Annotated in this window: 13 protein-coding genes, 1 tRNA gene and 1 pseudogene; 10 read left to right on the top strand and 5 right to left on the bottom strand. The window is 75.3% G+C overall.

The window, feature by feature from the left end; genetic code table 11:
• Positions 1 to 100: 100 nt before the first annotated feature.
• Positions 101 to 1,291, top strand: coding sequence for an acyl-CoA dehydrogenase family protein (locus tag ACFWPT_RS30480; RefSeq protein WP_063349303.1), 1,191 nt, complete (start codon positions 101 to 103; stop codon positions 1,289 to 1,291).
• A 183-nt stretch (positions 1,292 to 1,474) separates the two neighbouring features.
• Here ACFWPT_RS30480 and ACFWPT_RS30475 read toward each other — a convergent pair whose 3' ends face one another.
• A complete protein-coding gene (locus ACFWPT_RS30475) occupies positions 1,475 to 1,954 on the bottom strand; it encodes a universal stress protein (RefSeq protein ID WP_063351389.1) in 480 nt (159 codons plus the stop codon).
• 72 nt (positions 1,955 to 2,026) lie between these two features.
• Here ACFWPT_RS30475 and ACFWPT_RS30470 point away from each other — a divergent pair, with 72 nt between their 5' ends.
• Both ACFWPT_RS30470 and ACFWPT_RS30465 read left to right on the top strand, forming a co-directional pair.
• The gene (locus tag ACFWPT_RS30470; RefSeq protein ID WP_380485660.1) at positions 2,027 to 2,617 is read left to right on the top strand and encodes a hypothetical protein; all 591 of its coding nucleotides are present in this window, start codon (positions 2,027 to 2,029) and stop codon (positions 2,615 to 2,617) included.
• Positions 2,618 to 3,043: 426 nt separating this feature from the next.
• Complete coding sequence (locus ACFWPT_RS30465) at positions 3,044 to 4,111, top strand: HAD-IA family hydrolase (protein ID WP_380485658.1); 1,068 nt, start codon at positions 3,044 to 3,046, stop codon at positions 4,109 to 4,111.
• Positions 4,112 to 4,255: 144 nt separating this feature from the next.
• Here the strand turns inward: ACFWPT_RS30465 and ACFWPT_RS30460 are convergent, their stop codons facing one another.
• A complete protein-coding gene (locus ACFWPT_RS30460) occupies positions 4,256 to 5,056 on the bottom strand; it encodes a GNAT family N-acetyltransferase (protein WP_380485656.1) in 801 nt (266 codons plus the stop codon).
• A gap of 1,000 nt (positions 5,057 to 6,056) precedes the next feature.
• Between ACFWPT_RS30460 and ACFWPT_RS30455 the strand changes: the two are divergent.
• From ACFWPT_RS30455 to ACFWPT_RS30435, 5 genes and pseudogenes are all read left to right on the top strand, one after another.
• Positions 6,057 to 7,059 (top strand): annotated as a pseudogene (locus tag ACFWPT_RS30455) (helix-turn-helix domain-containing protein); the annotation flags it as partial.
• Positions 7,060 to 8,002: 943 nt separating this feature from the next.
• Positions 8,003 to 8,605, top strand: a complete 603-nt coding sequence (gene orn / locus ACFWPT_RS30450; protein WP_063349299.1) for an oligoribonuclease — start codon at positions 8,003 to 8,005, stop codon at positions 8,603 to 8,605.
• Positions 8,606 to 8,732: 127 nt separating this feature from the next.
• Positions 8,733 to 8,808: transfer RNA gene (locus ACFWPT_RS30445), tRNA-His, on the top strand.
• A 133-nt stretch (positions 8,809 to 8,941) separates the two neighbouring features.
• Positions 8,942 to 9,388 carry a DUF4442 domain-containing protein gene (locus ACFWPT_RS30440; RefSeq protein WP_380485654.1) on the top strand — a complete coding sequence of 149 codons (447 nt, stop codon included), beginning with the start codon at positions 8,942 to 8,944 and terminating at the stop codon, positions 9,386 to 9,388.
• Between the two features lie 109 nt (positions 9,389 to 9,497).
• Positions 9,498 to 10,409, top strand: coding sequence for a hypothetical protein (locus tag ACFWPT_RS30435; RefSeq protein WP_380372949.1), 912 nt, complete (start codon positions 9,498 to 9,500; stop codon positions 10,407 to 10,409).
• Between the two features lie 75 nt (positions 10,410 to 10,484).
• Here ACFWPT_RS30435 and ACFWPT_RS30430 read toward each other — a convergent pair whose 3' ends face one another.
• Positions 10,485 to 11,420, bottom strand: coding sequence for a spermidine synthase (locus ACFWPT_RS30430; RefSeq protein ID WP_079135867.1), 936 nt, complete (start codon positions 11,418 to 11,420; stop codon positions 10,485 to 10,487).
• A 136-nt stretch (positions 11,421 to 11,556) separates the two neighbouring features.
• Positions 11,557 to 12,081 carry a hypothetical protein gene (locus tag ACFWPT_RS30425; protein WP_208869100.1) on the bottom strand — a complete coding sequence of 175 codons (525 nt, stop codon included), beginning with the start codon at positions 12,079 to 12,081 and terminating at the stop codon, positions 11,557 to 11,559.
• Positions 12,082 to 12,519: 438 nt separating this feature from the next.
• Here ACFWPT_RS30425 and ACFWPT_RS30420 point away from each other — a divergent pair, with 438 nt between their 5' ends.
• Positions 12,520 to 14,109: a tetratricopeptide repeat protein gene (locus tag ACFWPT_RS30420; protein ID WP_380485652.1), complete on the top strand. Its 1,590-nt coding sequence runs from the start codon at positions 12,520 to 12,522 to the stop codon at positions 14,107 to 14,109.
• Positions 14,110 to 14,130: 21 nt separating this feature from the next.
• Here ACFWPT_RS30420 and ACFWPT_RS30415 read toward each other — a convergent pair whose 3' ends face one another.
• On the bottom strand, positions 14,131 to 14,787 hold the full coding sequence (locus ACFWPT_RS30415; protein ID WP_380485650.1) for a histidine phosphatase family protein: 657 nt from the start codon (positions 14,785 to 14,787) through the stop codon (positions 14,131 to 14,133).
• Between the two features lie 287 nt (positions 14,788 to 15,074).
• On the opposite strand from ACFWPT_RS30415, the gene ACFWPT_RS30410 reads away from it, so the two are divergent.
• Positions 15,075 to 16,328 (top strand): hypothetical protein, encoded by a 1,254-nt coding sequence (locus tag ACFWPT_RS30410; RefSeq protein ID WP_380485647.1) that lies wholly within the window; start codon positions 15,075 to 15,077, stop codon positions 16,326 to 16,328.
• Positions 16,329 to 16,382: the final 54 nt, after the last annotated feature.

The following is a 16,382-nucleotide window of genomic DNA, read 5'->3' as shown; positions in this document are numbered from 1 at the left end:
CATCGTCCAACCACACCGTGCGACCGTCACACCGTCAGACGGACGCCGGTCGTCCCGCTCACGCCCGCGGCCACCCCGGCCGGGCTCCAGGAGGATCACCGTGTTCGACCACCGGCTCAGCAGCGAGTACGAGGAACTGCGGCGCACCGTCGCCGAGTTCGCCCAGGACGTGGTGGCGCCGAAGATCGGCGGGTTCTACGAGCGGGAGGAGTTCCCGTACGAGATCGTCCGCGAGATGGGGCGCATGGGCCTGTTCGGCCTGCCCTTCCCGGAGGAGTACGGCGGCATGGGCGGCGACTACTTCGCGCTGGGCATCGCCCTGGAGGAACTCGCCCGGGTCGACTCCTCGGTGGCGATCACCCTGGAGGCGGCCGTCTCGCTCGGCGCGATGCCGATCCACCGGTTCGGGACGGAGGAGCAGAAGCGCGAGTGGCTGCCCCGGCTGACCTCCGGCGAACTCCTCGGCGCCTTCGGCCTGACCGAGCCCGAGGGCGGCTCGGACGCCGGCGCGACCCGCACGACCGCGCGGTACGACGAGACCACCGACGAGTGGGTCATCAACGGCACCAAGTGCTTCATCACCAACTCCGGCACGGACATCACCGGTCTGGTCACCGTCACCGCACTCACGGAACCGATCGCTCGTTCGAGTGAAGAAGGCGAATTCCGCTCGCCAACGCGCGAAATCTCTTCCATCATCGTGCCCACCGGGACCCCGGGGTTCCAGGTATCGAAGAAGTACTCGAAGGTCGGGTGGAACGCATCCGACACCCGCGAACTGTCCTTTACCGACTGCCGCGTCCCCGCGGCCAACCTGCTGGGCGAGCGTGGCCGAGGCTACGCCCAGTTCCTGCGGATCCTCGACGAGGGCCGCATCGCGATCGCGGCCCTGGCCACCGGCCTGGCCCAGGGATGCGTCGACGAGTCCGTCAAGTACGCCGGCACGCGCCGGGCCTTCGGCCGGCCGATCGGTGCCAACCAGGCCATCCAGTTCAAGCTCGCCGACATGGAGCTGCGCGCCCACACCTCCCGCCTGGCCTGGCGGGACGCCGCCTCCCGGCTGCTGCACGGCGAACCGTTCAAGAAGGAGGCCGCGATCGCGAAGCTGTACTCGTCCGAGGCCGCCGTCGACAACGCCCGCGAGGCGACCCAGATCCACGGCGGGTACGGCTTCATGAACGAGTTCCCGGTCGCCCGTTTCTGGCGCGACTGCAAGATCCTGGAAATCGGGGAGGGCACATCGGAGGTTCAGCGCATGCTCATCGCCCGGGAGATCGGCGCCGGGTTCTGATCCGGCCCCACCGGAGCAACACCCCGCTCCTCAGGCGGCGTTGAGGAGCGCCCGACGCAGAGGAGCAGGCCAACGCCGGCGGGGCGGTCGACACCATCGGCGGCCGACACCAGCGGCCGACCTCATCGGCCGACAACGGGGAGACGCCTCCGGGGGCGCGGAAACGCGCCGCCCGACGGAACGTCAGGGAATCACGATCACCGGGCGGTTGGCCCGCCGCGCCAGCCGTCCGGAGACCGAGCCGAAGATCTTGCCGAGCAGGCCGTGCGTCGTGCCGACGACGATCGCGTCGGCGGCGTACTCGCGGCCGACCTCCTCGATCTCGTGGCAGATGTCGCCGCCCCGCTCGATCAGGATCCACGGCACCCCGGTGAGGAAGTCCGCGCAGGCGAGCTCCAGGCCCAGGACCTCGGTCCGGTGGTCGGGGAGGTCGACGAAGACGGGAGGTTCACAGCCTGCCCAGACAGTGGCGGGCAGGCGATTGGCGACGTGCACGATCACCAGGCCGCACTGCGAACGGCGCGCCATGCCCACCGCGTACGCGAGGGCGCGCTCGCTCGACAGGGAGCCGTCGAAGCCGACGACCACGCCGTGCTGGAAGACCGGGTCGAGGGAGCGCGCGGACGCGTCCCGGGCCGTCGACTCGGTGTGCGCGCCGGGCAGGCCGGACGCCTCCGGGCGCTCGGCGCCCGGGCCCAGGCGGCCCGTCACCGGAGACCCTGCAGGGTCGGCCGGGTGCCCGCCACGCCGCTGGCGAGGCCCTGGACGGTCGTGCCGGGCGAGGCCGCCCCGTCGGACCAGGCCGCACAGAGCACGCACGAGGCCCCGGGGAGCACCCGGCCCCGGGCCGGCTTCCTCAGCGCCCGGGGTGCGATCGGCGGCACCAGCGACACCCGAGGTGCCAGCCGGCGCGTCGGCTCGCTGGGCGGCGGCGTCGCCAACCCGCTCGCCGACAACCCGCTCGCCGGCGTGCTCGTCGACACGGTCATCAGCCCGCTCGCCCCTGCGCCCACCCCCGCGCTCGTCGGCCGGTGCGCAGCCGGGCTCGTCGGGTTGGGCGTCGACCTGGTCGTCGGCTCGGTCATCGGCCTGCCTACTGGCGGGCAGGCGACCCGATACATCGGCGTGCCCGTCGGCTGGAGCGAGGTCCGCGCGGCCGCCGTCGTCCCCGGCGCCTGCGCCTGCGCCTGCGCCCACGCTGCGGGGCGCGTCCGGCTCCACCGGTCGGAAGGACTCAAAACCAGCCATGGCTCACGGCTCTTCAGGGGAGAGGGGCCGACAGGAGAGGACAACGCCGCCCGGGCAGCAGGCCCGCCCACGGGATGACGTCGGTCTGCGCCGCGCAGCACCGTATGTGACCTGTTCCTTTCAGAGTACGACGGGTGTGAGGCCCAGCCCAGCGGTGAGGCCTCGGAGCGGCATTGTTCCCGCGAAAGGAGGATGCGCCCGCCGTCGGCAGTGCGCCCCGCCCGCAGGCCACGCGCCCCCTCCAGAAAGGAGGTTCCCTGGAGCTTGACTGAGCGGACCGGGCGACGCAACAGGCCTGCCGGACACCGTGACCGGACTGTCATGGATCGGCGACGATCCGTTGCGACACGTCGCGAACCGTCACGCCCCGCCAGCCTCAGCCGGCCCGCCCGGACCCACCCGTACGCCAGGTCCTGGAACCCGTTTCAGCCACTACGTACGGCTTCGCGACGTGGTCTGGCATTTGCCAGGTGCATAGGCGCGGCCGCTGGCACCATGCTTGGCATGCCCCTGCTCCTGTTCGACCTCGACAACACGCTGCTCCCCAGGGACGCCGCTTTCCGGGCCTGGGCTCAGGATTTTCTGTCCGAGCGCGACCTGCCGCCCGGAGACCTCGAATGGTTCGTCACTCTCGACGGCGGCGGCTACGTGCCGCGCAGCACCGTACTGTCCGCCGTCCGGCGCCGCTACGGGCTGGACGTCTCCACCGAGTTCCTGCTCGCCCACTACCGACACGGCATCAACTCCCACATCCACTGCCCGCCCGGACACGTCGACGCACTGCAGGCGGCACGGGCGGCCGGGTGGACGCTCGGCATCGTCAGCAACGGCGGCACCCGGCCGCAGTTGGAGAAGATCCGGCGGACCGGGCTGGGGCCGCTGGTCGACGGCTGGGTCATCTCCGAGGAGGCCGACTGCGTCAAACCGGATCCGCTGATCTTCGAGATAGCCGCCCAGCGGTGCGGCGTCGTACCCACCGGGACGTGGGCCGCGCACACCTGGATGGTCGGGGACCACGCGCCCGCGGACATCGCCGGCGCCGAACTGGCCGGCCTGCGCAGCGTCTGGCTGCACCACGGCCGACCCTGGGCCGAGAGCGGCTACCGGCCGACGCTGAAGGCGGCCGGCCTGCCGGAGGCCGTCGGCCAGGTGCTCGCCGCACGCGGCGCACCGTCGGCCCGGCCGGGTCTGCGCGCGGGCGGGCCGGTCCAGCGGCGGTCCACCGGGGTGTCGGTGCGCACGGGGGCGCTCCTCGGCGCGCGGACCGGCGCACGGCCGACAGAATCCGCCCCTGACGGCCCGTTCGCGCCTGCTGCCGTGAACGCCGGAACGGCCAGTGCCCCCGGTGGTTCGATGGCGGGGTCGGATGTCCGAAACCGCACCGGCGAGTTTGCCGTGGTCGCCGACAGCCGTCCTGGCCTGGTCCCGGGCGCGGGCCCGGCTACGGACCCGGGGGCGAGCGTGCTGCGCCCCGTCGCGGTGGCGCACCCAACGGCCGTCCGTACGGCGGCGGATGGGGCGGGGCCCGCGCGGACCACGTTCGCCGTGGCGCCGGCGGCGGCCGCCCCGTAGCACCCCGCTTGAACGCGCCACCTCGCACACCCCGCCCCACACACGCACCGCACGCCCTTCACGCACCCCGCCGCACCGCACCCCACCGCAACTGGTGCCCCGCACCGCAACCAGCGACGACCCCGCCGCGGGGCGGCCCGGCCGTCAGCCGTGCACGGAGGTCCGGGTCCACCAGCAGGTGCGGGCCTGCGCGGTGAACCCGAGCTTGCGGTAGAGCGGTTCGCCGAGCGAGGTGGCGACCAGAGTGGCCGGGCGGTCGGGGTGCGCGTGGGCCAGGGCGGTCTGGAGGACGGCGCGGGCCACGCCCTGGCCGCGCCGGTCGGGCAGGGTGGCGACCCAGTACACCCCGGTGGCCTGGCCGTCGTCGTAGGTGAGGCAGGTGCCGGCGGTGGCGCCGTCGACGCGGCCCAGCCAGGCCCGGAGCCCGGGTTCGCGCAGGAGCTGTTCCGGGAGCGCGTCGCCACGGGTCCAGGGCTGCCGGGCGGGCAGCGGGAAGCCGTCCACGATCGCACGCTCGACCTGCGCGAAAGCATCGCCGTCCAGCGCCTCATCGACCGTCAGGGAGCCGCCGCCGTGCGCCTCCGAGAGCGAGGGGAGGACGGCCGGGACGCCGTCGACCGGGCCGGGTTCACGGGTCATCACCGGCATGACCGGCATCCGGGTGGCGCCGAACCGGGTCAGGTCGAGTGCGCCGTACGGGTCCTCCAGGGTGAAGCAGATGGTCTCCCACTCCTTCAGGAGGTCCGCCAACTCACTTTCCACCAGCGCTGGTTCGACGTACGGACTGGTGACCACGAAGCGGTGCGAGTCTTCCGGGGTGCGGGCGCAGCGGACCGCCGCCAGGCCCGGGCGGGTGCGGAACCGCCAGCCGTGCACGCGGGCTTGGGCGAGCCAGAAGGCGGCGGCGTTGTCGTTGGCCTGTTCGAGCCGGCTGTTGGTGTTCACGGCAGGACGGTAACCCGGAGGTCGCGCCCCGGTTCCGCCGCCCCGGCCCTGGCCGGATGAAGCCTGGGAGGCGCACGAGCTCATTTCGTGCGCCCTCTCGTGCACCGCCGATTTTCGGTCAATTTCGCGCCGATCCCTCCCGCTTGGGCAAATCCGCAGCCCAGACCCGCCGACCGGGCGCGCGCGGGCCGGACGCCCCAGGACCGGCCCCGCGACAACCAGCCACCGTTGCACCGGCCCTCTTCCCAGAAGGGTCGACGGGTGCCACGCTTCGTGATCGAATGCATCACGCCAAATTGCCATGTCGACATAGCGTCGGATGGTGAACTTGTCACAACGGCAATGGTCCACCCGATAGATTTCGATCTTGGCGAGCAGCAGTGCCGCACCACCCACACCACACCACCGAGGGGGCTTGAGCGCCTTGAGCAGGGTGAGCAGGAGCGACGCGGGTCCTGACAGCGGCCAGGCGGCGGCCGGTATCGCGGCTCGGTCCGCGAGAAGCACCGGCACCTCCGCGACCGCCGCCACCACCCGCAACTCCGGCACCCCGGGCGCCGTCTCGCACTCCTCGTACCCCACAGTGCCTTCCCCCGGCACCGCCGCCACGGGCACCTCGGCGGCGGCCGCAGAGCACGGCGGAGCGGCACACGGCGGGCAGGCGTACGGCGGTCCCGCGTACGGCGGGTCGGCACACGTCGGAGCAGTGCACGGCGGGTCGGCACACGGCGGCCAGCAGGCACACTCCGGACAGGCCGTCAGCCGAGGCACCGTCAGCCCGACGCAGGCCTACGGCGCCGACTTCCCGGCCCATCCCGGCTACCCGGGGGCGGGCGGAACGATCGGCGCGAATGGCGCGATCGGCGCGAACGGCGCCCCTGGCCTGAACGGCGCCCCCACCGGTTCCCTGGGCGGCCCCCTCGCCGGCCTCCCCCTGGGCTCCCCCGGCCACGGCCCGCTGGGCCACGGCGGGCCGGGCGCGAACGGCTCGTCGACCCCGATGACGGTCTCCGCCCCGCGCAAGCTCTCCGGCCGCCGACGCCGGGAGACCGTCGCGGTGCTGATCTTCGGCGGCGCCCCGATCTTCGAGAGCTCGATCCCGCTGTCCGTCTTCGGCGTCGACCGCCAGGACGCCGGGGTGCCGCGCTACCGGCTGCTGGTCTGCGCCGGCGAGGACGGCCCGCTCGCCACCACCGGCGGCCTCACCCTCTCCGCTCCGTACGGCCTGGAGGCCCTCGCCCGGGCCGGCACGATCGTCGTACCGGCCTGGCGCTCGATCTCGCAGCCCCCGCCGGTCGAGGCGATCACCGCCCTGCGCAAGGCCCACCACGAGGGCGCGCGGATCATCGGGCTCTGCACCGGCGCCTTCGTCCTGGCCGCCGCAGGCCTGCTCGACGGCCGTCCGGCGACCACCCACTGGATGTACGCGCCGACGCTGGCCAAGCGCTACCCCCGGGTGCACGTGGACCCGCGCGAGCTCTTCGTCGACGACGGCGACGTGCTCACCTCGGCCGGCACCGCCGCCGGCATCGACCTGTGCCTGCACGTGGTGCGCAGCGACCACGGCGCCGAGGCGGCCAACGCGCTGGCCCGCCGCCTGGTGGTCCCGAGCCGTCGCAGCGGCGGCGGACAGGCCCAGTACATCGACCAGTCTTTACCTGAGGAGATCGGCAACGACCCGCTGGCCGAGGTGGTCACCTGGGCGCTGGAGAACCTCAACCAGCAGTTCGACGTCGAGGTGCTGGCGGCACGCGCGTACATGAGCCGACGCACCTTCGACCGGCGGTTCCGCACGCTCACCGGCAGCGCGCCGCTGCAGTGGCTGATCACCCAGCGGGTGCTCCAGGCGCAGCGGCTGCTGGAGACCTCGGAGCTGTCGGTGGACGACGTCGCCCGTCGGTGCGGGTTCCGTTCCCCGGTGGCGCTGCGCGGGCACTTCCGCCGCCAGCTCGGGGTCTCGCCGGCCGCGTACCGGACCAGCTACCGGGCGCGCCGGCCCGGGCCGCAGTCGGCGGTGCCGACCGGTCCGCACGGCGGCGACCTGCGGCTGCCCGGCGCCCTGCCGCACGCGGCGGCCACGGCCGGGTCGGCAGCGGGCGCGGCACTGTTCGGCGGGGCACACGGCAGCCAGCACGGCGCGCAACACAGCGCACAGCACGGCAGCCAGCACGGCGCGCAGCCCGCGTACCCGTTCCCGGCCGGGAACGGCGCACCGGCGCAGGTCGGCCCGCACGGCCAGCCGCTGCCGCACGGCGCGTCGCCGGCCGCGGCGGGGCAGCCGGGCCCGCACGGCCAGCCCGGCCCGTTCGGTCCGGGGCAGGCCGGGACGCCGGCCGACCGGGCCTTCCACGCCCGGGCCGGGCAGCCGTACCCGCACCAGCAGGCCGCGCAGCAGCCGCACCCCGGGCAGCAGGGTGCGGGGCGCGGTCCGGTGCGGTCGCCGCTGGTGCCGCCGCAGGCCGGGTCGGGGGCGGGGCGTCCGCCGCGCACCGCGGAGCACGCGGCGGCGGAGGACGGCCACCCCCAGCCGGGGGCGCGCGGCCAGGGGCAGGGGCACCGCAGTGCGGTCGAACGGCCCGCGGACGAGCCGGGTGCCGCGGCGGGCTCCGCCCGCGGTCACGGCTCGGCGACCGGCCGGGTGCCGGCCCCCGCCCCCGCCGGGCAGCCGGCGACCGGGGCGGGCGAGCTCCGGGGCCGGCAGGCGCGGGTGCCGCAGGCCCGTCCGCAGGGCGGCCGGGCGGCGGCGGCCGACGGCGCCCGGGCGGCGCGCGAGGCCCGTCCGACTCGGGACGGCCACGCGGTCCGGACCGGGCGGGAGGGCGAGCGGCCGGACGGCCACGGCCCGCACGGCGGCGCGGAGGAGCACCAGGCCGAGGGCTGTGCCCCGGAGCCCCGCTCGGCTCCGCCGGTCCCCGCGGCGCGTGATCGCGCCGTAGGGTGAGTTGTGTGAATGACCGTTTGGTATGGATCGACTGTGAAATGACCGGCCTCGACCTCGACCAGGACGCCCTGGTCGAGGTCGCGGCACTGGTGACGGACTCCGAGCTCAACATCCTCGGCGAGGGTGTGGACGTCATCATCCGCCCGCCGGCGGAGGCGCTGGCGGGCATGCCCGAGGTGGTGCGCGCGATGCACACCTCCTCCGGCCTGCTGGAGGAGCTGGAGCAGGGTGTGACGCTGGCCGAGGCGGAGGCGCGGGTGCTCGCGTACATCCGCGAGCACGTGCCGGAGGCCGGCCGGACGCCGCTGTGCGGGAACTCGGTGGCCACCGACCGCGGCTTCCTCGCCCGGGACATGCCGGCCCTGGAGAAGCACCTGCACTACCGGATCGTGGACGTCTCCTCGATCAAGGAGCTGGCCCGCCGCTGGTACCCGAAGGCGTACTACAACAGCCCGCAGAAGGGCGGCAACCACCGGGCGCTGGCCGACATCCGCGAGAGCATCGACGAACTGCGGTACTACCGCGAGGCGGTGTTCGTCCCGCAGCCCGGACCGGACACCGACACCGCGCGCGCCATCGCCGAGAAGTACCAGGCCCCGGAGGGCTGACCCGAGGAGCCCCGGGGAGGTGCCCGCGTTCGCCCGGACGAAAGCCTGGCGCGAGCACCCTCTCGGATCCTGTAGAGTTCTTCCTGTCGGAACGGGAACGCGGAAGCGGGAACGGACCGGACAGATGGTGGGTGTAGCTCAGTTGGTAGAGCACCTGGTTGTGGTCCAGGTGGCCGCGGGTTCAAGTCCCGTCACTCACCCCAGAGCCTGAGGGGCCGATCTCTTCGAGAGATCGGCCCCTCAGGCGTTTTCGCGTTCCCTCAACTCTCCACCGCGGTTCGGGTTTTCCCGGCGCAGGCCTGCCGCCAGAAGCTACCGGCTAGTAACATTCCTGCCATGACCACACCTTCGATCGGCCAGCTGCTCGACTCCACCGTGCCGATGGCGCACACCCTCAAGCTGGAGTACCTGGAGACCGCCCCGGACCGCGCCGTGCTGCGGCTGCCCGACCAGCCCGCGTACCACAACCACGTCGGCGGACCGCACGCCGGCGCGATGTTCACCCTCGCCGAGTCCGCCAGCGGCTGCATCGTGCTCGCCGCCTTCGGTGACCAGCTCTCCCGGGCCGTGCCGCTCGCGGTGAACGCCGAGATCGCCTACAAGAAGCTCGCCATGGGCGAGGTCACCGCCACCGCCGTCCTCGGCCGCCCCGCCGCCGAGGTCGTCGCCGAGCTGGACGCCGGCGGCCGCCCCGAGTTCCCGGTCACCGTCGAGATCACCCGCGCCGACGGCGCCGTCACCGGCGCGATGACCGTCACCTGGACCCTGCGCCCCAACTCCTGACCGCGCCACGGCCGGTGGCCCCGGGCAACCCGGCCCGGGGCCACCCGCGCGATGACTGTCCGTGACGGCGGGCGTGACCTCACGACCCGTCCGCTCGTTCTCAACTCACATGCGAGCCAATCACGCGACCAAGCCCCAGGAACCCGCCCCCCGCGGCGTCGGCGCACGGCGCGCGATCGGCCGGTGGCTGCCCCGCGTCCTCGCCGCCGGCGGCGCCCTCCTCGCCCAACTCGGGGGCTTCGGCGCGCAGGCCGCCTGCGCCGACCCGCTGCCGGACCAGACCCGACCCGCCGTCCGCCGCACCCTGGCCGGCGGGCCCGCGCCCGGCCGGCTCGTCCAGGCCGGGCGGCCCGCGTACGACGGTCCGTCGGCCGAGCGGTCCGACGACCCCGGGCGCCCGGCGGCCGAGGAGGCCGAACGCCCCTCCCCCGGGCTCGTCGGGGAACTGACCGGCGCCGTCCCCGACGCCGGGATCGACGGCGCCACCGGCACGGTCGGCAGCGTCTTCCAGGACCGGATCCGAGCCGGCGGACTCCCCCTGCCCGGGCAACGGGCCGCCGTCCCCGACGCCTTCGCGATCGCCTCCGGCCTGCCCGACACCGTCCCCGCCCAGGGCCGCCCCGCCGAGACCCACGCCTCCCGGGAGGGCGGGCCCGCCGAACTGCCCGCCACCGCACGGCCCGGCGCCACCGGAGTCCGCTCCGCCGCGCCGGCCGCCACCGCCCGCCCGTCCGGGGCGGCCGGCGCGCCCCCGGTCCAGGAGGCCACCGCCCCGGACGGGCGGAGCGCGGCCGGACCCGCCACGAGCCGTGACCGGACGGGCGCCACCACCGCCCTGCCGGTCGGGCCCGGCGCACCCGCCCAGCCGTCCGAAACCCTCGCGCTCGCCGACACCGCCACGGTGACGGCCGTGGGCGACGGTTCCGCCACCGCGACCGCCGTCCTCGCGCCGATCGCCGCCGGGCTGCTGCTGACCGGCGCGGCCATGTGCAAGCACCGCGGCCTGCCGCGCGGGCACTGACCGGACTCACGCTCCTGGCGACGGTTCCAGCGCCGGCCGCGGACGTTCACGCCCGGGGGCAACCCCTCGGGGTGGTCAGCGGAAGACGCCCGGGGGCGGGGCCGGGGAGGGGGCGGCGGTGGCGTCCGTGGCGGGGACGGCCCCGGCGGCGAACGCGGTGAGGGCGGAGCCGTGTTCGACCCGGCCGAGGGCGGCGTCGGAGGCGACGCGGCGGGTGAGGTCGGCGATCGGGAGGGGTGCGTGGGCGCCGGCGAGGACGAGGTTGCCGAAGCGCTTGCCGCGCAGGACGGCGGGGTCGGCGACCAGGCACAGTTCGGGGAAGACCGCGCCGAGGGTGGCGATCTGGGAGCGGGCGAAGGGCAGCGCCGAGCCGTCGGCGATGTTGGCCGCGTACCAGCCGCCGGGGGCGAGGGCGCGGGCGGCGAGGGCGGTGAACTCGACGGTGGTGCAGTGGGCCGGGGTGCGGGCGCCGGAGAAGACGTCGGTGATGACCAGGTCGACGCTGCCCTCGGGGGTGCGTTCGAGCACGCTGCGGGCGTCGGCACCGCGCACCTTGATCTGCCAGCCGCGCTCCAACGGCAGCTCGGTGCGGACGAGTTCGGTGAGCGCGGTGTCGATCTCGGCGACCTGCTGGCGGGAGCGGGGCCGGGTGGCCGCGACGTAACGGGCCAGGGTGAGGGCGCCGCCGCCGAGGTGCAGCACGGTGAGCGGGCGGCCGGACGGGGCGACCAGGTCGATCAGGTGGCCGAGCCGGCGCTGGTACTCGAAACCGAGGTGGGTGGGGTCGGCGAGGTCGACCATGGACTGCGGGGCGCCGTCGATCAGCAGCGACCAGGCCGCGGGGCGGTCCCGGTCGGGGCGCAGTTCGGCGAGGCCGGAGCCGACCGGGCGGGTGAGCGGGCCCTGGGCGTGGGTGCGGCCGCCGGGGCCGGTGACGTCCGGCCCGGTGTCGCGCTCGGTGCCGCGGCCCGCGCCCCGGGCTGCTCTGCTGCTTCGTCCCATGACCGCCATTATCGCCGCCGGGCGGGGCGGCCTCGCTGGTCAGGGAGGTCAGGGAGGTCCGGGAGGTCCGGGGGCATGCCAGGTGGATCCGGCCGGAGGGGCGGGCCAGGCTCGCGGGCCCGGCGGGATCCGCACGGCACGCCCGCTAGAACGGGCCGAGGCCGCCTGCGGTGAGCGTGCAGGCGGCCTCGCAGAGGGCGGAGCGGAGCACCCAGGCGTCGGTGGGGCGGGCGGCGCAGGCGGCGCCGGAGGGGGGCATCACCCACCGCGGGTCGGTGGCGGTCGGCAGCAGGGCGCCGGCGGTACAGGAGCTGCCTGGCAGGTGCCAGGTCTCGCTGGTGCCGACGGGGACGAGGAAGGTGACGGTGCTGCCGTTGCGGCTCTGCAGGACGGCCCCGCAGGCCCTGCGCAGCCGCAGGATGTCCACCGCCTCCAAGCCGTGCCGCAGGGCGACCGTCACGGTGTCGCAGCTGGTGACGAGGGTGTCCTGGTCCGGTCCGGGGCCGAGGCGGTGGCCGGGGTGCCGACCGCCGCGGGGGGCGCGTCCGCCTTCGACCGGGCCCCGGCCGGGGATCCGGTCGTCGGCCGGGTCGGGGAGCAGGGCGGGGGCGGCGCCGGCGAGCACGCCGCCGGCGGCCGGTCGGTACTGCGACAGTCCGGTGGCCATCATGGGCCCTCCTGTACCTCGTCGGGTCAAAAGCGCCGCCGCCCGGGAGGTGGGGGCCGCGGGGACGGACGGCAGGCCGGGGCGACGGCCTGGGCTTCCACGTATCAGGACAACGCGGCGGACACCTCACAGGCCACGGGGCGCCTTACAGCAAGGCATGGCATTTCATGGCGGATAACCCGCAACCACGCCCGCTTTATACCGAATTGGGGGCACATCTCCCATAAACCGGCTGTGGTCGACCGGTCACGCCCGGTACTGTCGGTGGCGGGTCACGACGACCCCACCGGCCACACCGGGCCGTTCCCGCACCGTCGCGCACCACCGTGCCGACACCCGGACCGTACCCGCACTTCGCCCCCGCACCCGACACCCGCGCACCTCCGGCGCCGCCGGCCGCGCGCCCGCACCACCACCCTCCGCACGACCACGGAGCGCACCATGGCAGCCACCCCACCGGCCGAGCCGAACCGCCCGTCACCCAACGCCGTGATGCGCGCACTGCGCGGCAACCGCTCACCCGGCGAGTTCGCCATGGCCGTGCGCCGGGCGGCCCGGGAGATCGGGGAGCACGTGTCCTGCGACGCCCGCTACGTCGGACGGGTCGAATCCGGCGAGATCCGCTGCCCCAACTACGCCTACGAGCGGGTCTTCCGGCACATGTGGCCGGACCGCACGCTCACCGAACTCGGCTTCTCCCCCCGGACCGCCGTCCGCCGCCGCCCGGCGGACGGCGCCGGCGGGAGGGCCCAAGCCCCCCCGCTCCACCCACCGTTCCCACCCCCGCCCGCCCCGCGCTCACCACTCTCCACTCAACTCCCGTACGCTGCCTCGCCGTACGCGGATCCAGCCGCTCCGAACAGGCCCCCGTGGCCGAGGGCCGTCGCGGCACCCCGGGGGCCTGATGGATCGCCCTATCTCGACGAGGAGAACGACGACGTGCGTCGCCGTACGTTCCTGGCCGGCGGCCCGACCGCGCTGGCCACCGTGATCGGCATCGACCGGCCGACCGTGGCCGCCGCCGCGGCCACCGGCGGTGCCGCCGCCGACCCCGCCGCGCCGGTGCTGTTCGAGCCCGGCCCCGGCGCCTTCGTGCCCGGCCGCCCCGGGCCGGTACCGCCACCCCGCAAGGTCGGCGCCGCCGAGGTGCTCGGCGTCGAGCAGGCCGTCCGGGAGATCCGGCTGGCCGACGACGCGCACGGCGGCGACACCCTGTTCGAACGCGCCGGGCAGTCGCTGCGCACCGCCTACCTGCTGCTCAACGAGGGCGAGTACAGCGCGGAGACCGAACGCCGACTCCAGGCCGGGGCCGGCGAACTCGCCATCTCGGTGGGCTGGTTGGCGCACGACTCGAACCGGCTGGCGGACGCCCGCTCGCTCTACGCCGAGGCGCTCGCCACCGCCCGCATGGCCGGCGACGCCGCACTGGAGGCGCACGTGTTCTGCAACAGCGCCTTCCTCGCCCGGGACGCCGGCCGCCCCCGCGAGGCGCTGCGCGCCGCCCAGGCCGGGCAGGTCGCCGCCCGCCAGCTGGACTCCGCCCGGCTGCTCGCGCTGCTGGCCATGCGGGAGGCCGGCGGCTGGGCGCTGCTGCAGGACCGCGCCGCCTGCGAACGCGCGCTCGCCCGGGCGTACACGCTGTTCGACCGCGGCCGCGCCGAGGGGGATCCGGAGTGGATGTCCTTCTTCGGCGAGGCGGAGATCGCCGGCCTGCAGTCGCAGTGCTGGTCCGCACTCGGCGACTGGGACCGCGCCAGCGAACAGGCCGCGCTGGCCATAGCCCTGCAGAAGCCGCACTTCGTCCGCAACCGGGTGCTGTACACCGCCGAGCTGGCCCACGACCGGCTCGGCCGGGGCGACTTGGCGGGTGCGGCGCACCACGGATCGGCCGCCGTGGCGCTGTTCGGCGAGGTCCGCTCGGCCCGGATCCGGAGCATGCTGGCGGACACCGCCGAACGGTTGCGCCCGCACGCCGCCGTGACCGAGGTCCGCCACTTCCTGACCGGGTACGACCAGGCGGCGGCCGCCTGAGGCGCGGCTCCTGACGGTCCGTCAGTGACCGGCGGCCAGGCCCTCCAGGTGGGAGAGGTCGTTCCAGACCTCCACGGCCGGCGCGCCGTACTCCCAGGAGAGCACGCAGAGCGCGGCGGTGCCGAGCTTGAAGCGCTGGGCGAACTCGGGCGGCAGGCCCAGCCAGCGCGCGGTCAGGATGCGCAGCAGGTGGCCGTGCGCGAACAGGACGACGTCCCGGTCCGCGCAGTGCATGACGGTGGTGTCCGGCTCGGGGACGCCGTGCTCCTCGTTGAGGCCGGCGAGGAAGGCGTCCACCCGGGCGGCCACCTCGGAGAGCTTCTCGCCACCGGGCACGCCGTCGCGCCAGATCAGCCAGCCGGGGTGGTCGGTGGCACGGATGTCCGCGCCGGTGCGGCCCTCGTACTGGCCGTAGTCCCACTCCAGGAGCTCCGGGCGCTCCACCGCCCGGTCGCCGAAGCCGGCCAGGGCGCAGGTCTCCTTGGCGCGGCCGAGCGGGCTGGTGTAGACGAGCGCGTCCGGCATCCCGTTCCAGGGGGCCTTGGCGAGGCGGGCGCCGAGCGCCCAGGCCATCGCCCGGCCCTCCTCGGTCAGCGGGATGTCGGTGCGGCCGGTGTGGCGGCCGGTGGCCGACCATTCGGTCTCGCCGTGGCGGACCAGCACGATTCGGGCGGGCATGACAGGCTCCTCGCAGCGGGGTGGTGGCAACGGTCGGTCTCACCCTTGAGCACCGGGTTCCATGATCCCTCACCCGGACGGCGGGCACGATCGCGGGCCGGTCCGAAACGGTCCGGAGGCGGCTCCGGATCGAAACGGTCCGGAGGCGGCTCCGGTCCGGAACGGTCTCGACACCCGGGCCGACCGGGGCGCGAGGTGTCCCCCATCCGGCACGCACGCGCGGTTCAGGCCGGAACAGGCCGGTCCGCACCGCATTGTCGGACCCGGGTGCGACACTGGGCCGCACCATGAACGTCTCGACGAACGTCCCGTCCACCGGGCACGCTGAGCCGCTCGCCCAGCGGCTCGCCGAACTGCGCGGTCCCGCGCCGCAGCGCAGCCTGAACGCCCGTTCCCTCGCCGCGCTCGCCGCCAATCCGGGCTGCCACCGCCGCGCCGTGCTCGACGCTGCGGGGGTGGACAAGTCGACGCTGGCCGCCCGGCTCGGCCGCCCCGCGCCCTTCGGGCAGTCCCCGTTCGCGATCGCCCGCGGCGTGATCTTCGAGTCCCGGCTGAAGGCGGACGACTACGCCGCGCTGCTGGAGCCGCTGCGCGGCCACCTCGGCGTCCCGGCGGACGGCGGCACCCCCTTGCAGGTGCCGGATCTGCTGCACCGCTCCGGGCCCGCCGTCCGGGCCGACCGGACGGTCGAGGCGCTGGCCCGGGCCGCCGCCGACCCGGACGCCTGGACGCTGCTGGACCACCCGATGCTGCGCCTGGACGTGGCCGGCGGCACCGCCTACCTGGAGCCGGACGCGGTCGTGGTGCACGGCGGCCGGTGCACGGTGGTCGAGATCAAGTCCTTCCCGGTGCTGGACGGCGGCGCGGACCCGGCCAAGGTCGGCGCCGCCGCCCGCCAGGCCGCCGTGTACGTGCTGGCGCTCCAGCGGACCGCCGCCGCCCTGGCCGGCCACCCGCTCACCGACGACCCGTACACCGAGCAGCGGCTGCCCGGCAGCCCCCGGTCGAGCGTGCTGCTGGTCTGCCCGAAGGACTTCGGCAACCGGCCGACGGCCGTCGCCGTCGACGTCCGCCGCGAGCTGGCCACCACCCGCCGCCAGCTGAGCCGGATGACCGGCATCGACCGGCTGCTGGCGGAGCTGCCGGCGGGCACCGACTTCGACCTGGCGGCCGACGAGGAGGGCGTGCCGGCCCGCTCCGCCGAGGAGCTGACCGCCTCGGTCGAGGCGGTGCCCGCCGCGTACGGCCCGGACTGCCTCTCCACCTGCGAGCTCGGCTTCCACTGCCGCGCCCAGGCCCGCTGCGGCGACCGGGTCGAGCAGCTCGGCCGGGGCGTGCGCGGCGAACTGGGCAGCATCCGGACGGTGACGCGGGCCCTGGCCGCCGCCGAAGCCGGCATCAGCCTGGACACTGACACCGCCGACGCCGACGCCGACGCGGACGCAGACGTGGACGTGGACGAGGCCGCCGAACGGCTGGCCTACGCGGCCGCGCTGCGCGCCGAGGCGCTGGGCAAGGCCCCGACGGCGGGTCACGCATGAGCGGGCGCAGCACGGCCGTGCGCGAACGCGGCGGGCCCGAAGCGGGGGCGCGCG

Origin of the sequence: Kitasatospora sp. NPDC058478, from assembly GCF_042720345.1 — a bacterium.
GTDB lineage: Bacteria > Actinomycetota > Actinomycetes > Streptomycetales > Streptomycetaceae > Kitasatospora.
Note: the sequence above shows the minus strand (reverse complement) of the source record. Positions and strands in the feature narration are given on the sequence as shown.

What these genes read in the sequence shown, in the direction of transcription:
- ACFWPT_RS30410 (WP_380485647.1), top strand. Translation starts at nt 15,075, where the DNA reads ATGAACGTCTCGACGAACGTCCCGTCCACCGGGCACGCTGAGCCGCTC.
- ACFWPT_RS30435 (WP_380372949.1), top strand. Translation starts at nt 9,498, where the DNA reads ATGCGAGCCAATCACGCGACCAAGCCCCAGGAACCCGCCCCCCGCGGC.
- ACFWPT_RS30465 (WP_380485658.1), top strand. Translation starts at nt 3,044, where the DNA reads ATGCCCCTGCTCCTGTTCGACCTCGACAACACGCTGCTCCCCAGGGAC.
- ACFWPT_RS30430 (WP_079135867.1), bottom strand. Translation starts at nt 11,420, where the DNA reads ATGGCGGTCATGGGACGAAGCAGCAGAGCAGCCCGGGGCGCGGGCCGC.
- ACFWPT_RS30420 (WP_380485652.1), top strand. Translation starts at nt 12,520, where the DNA reads ATGGCAGCCACCCCACCGGCCGAGCCGAACCGCCCGTCACCCAACGCC.
- ACFWPT_RS30415 (WP_380485650.1), bottom strand. Translation starts at nt 14,787, where the DNA reads ATGCCCGCCCGAATCGTGCTGGTCCGCCACGGCGAGACCGAATGGTCG.
- ACFWPT_RS30440 (WP_380485654.1), top strand. Translation starts at nt 8,942, where the DNA reads ATGACCACACCTTCGATCGGCCAGCTGCTCGACTCCACCGTGCCGATG.
- ACFWPT_RS30425 (WP_208869100.1), bottom strand. Translation starts at nt 12,081, where the DNA reads ATGATGGCCACCGGACTGTCGCAGTACCGACCGGCCGCCGGCGGCGTG.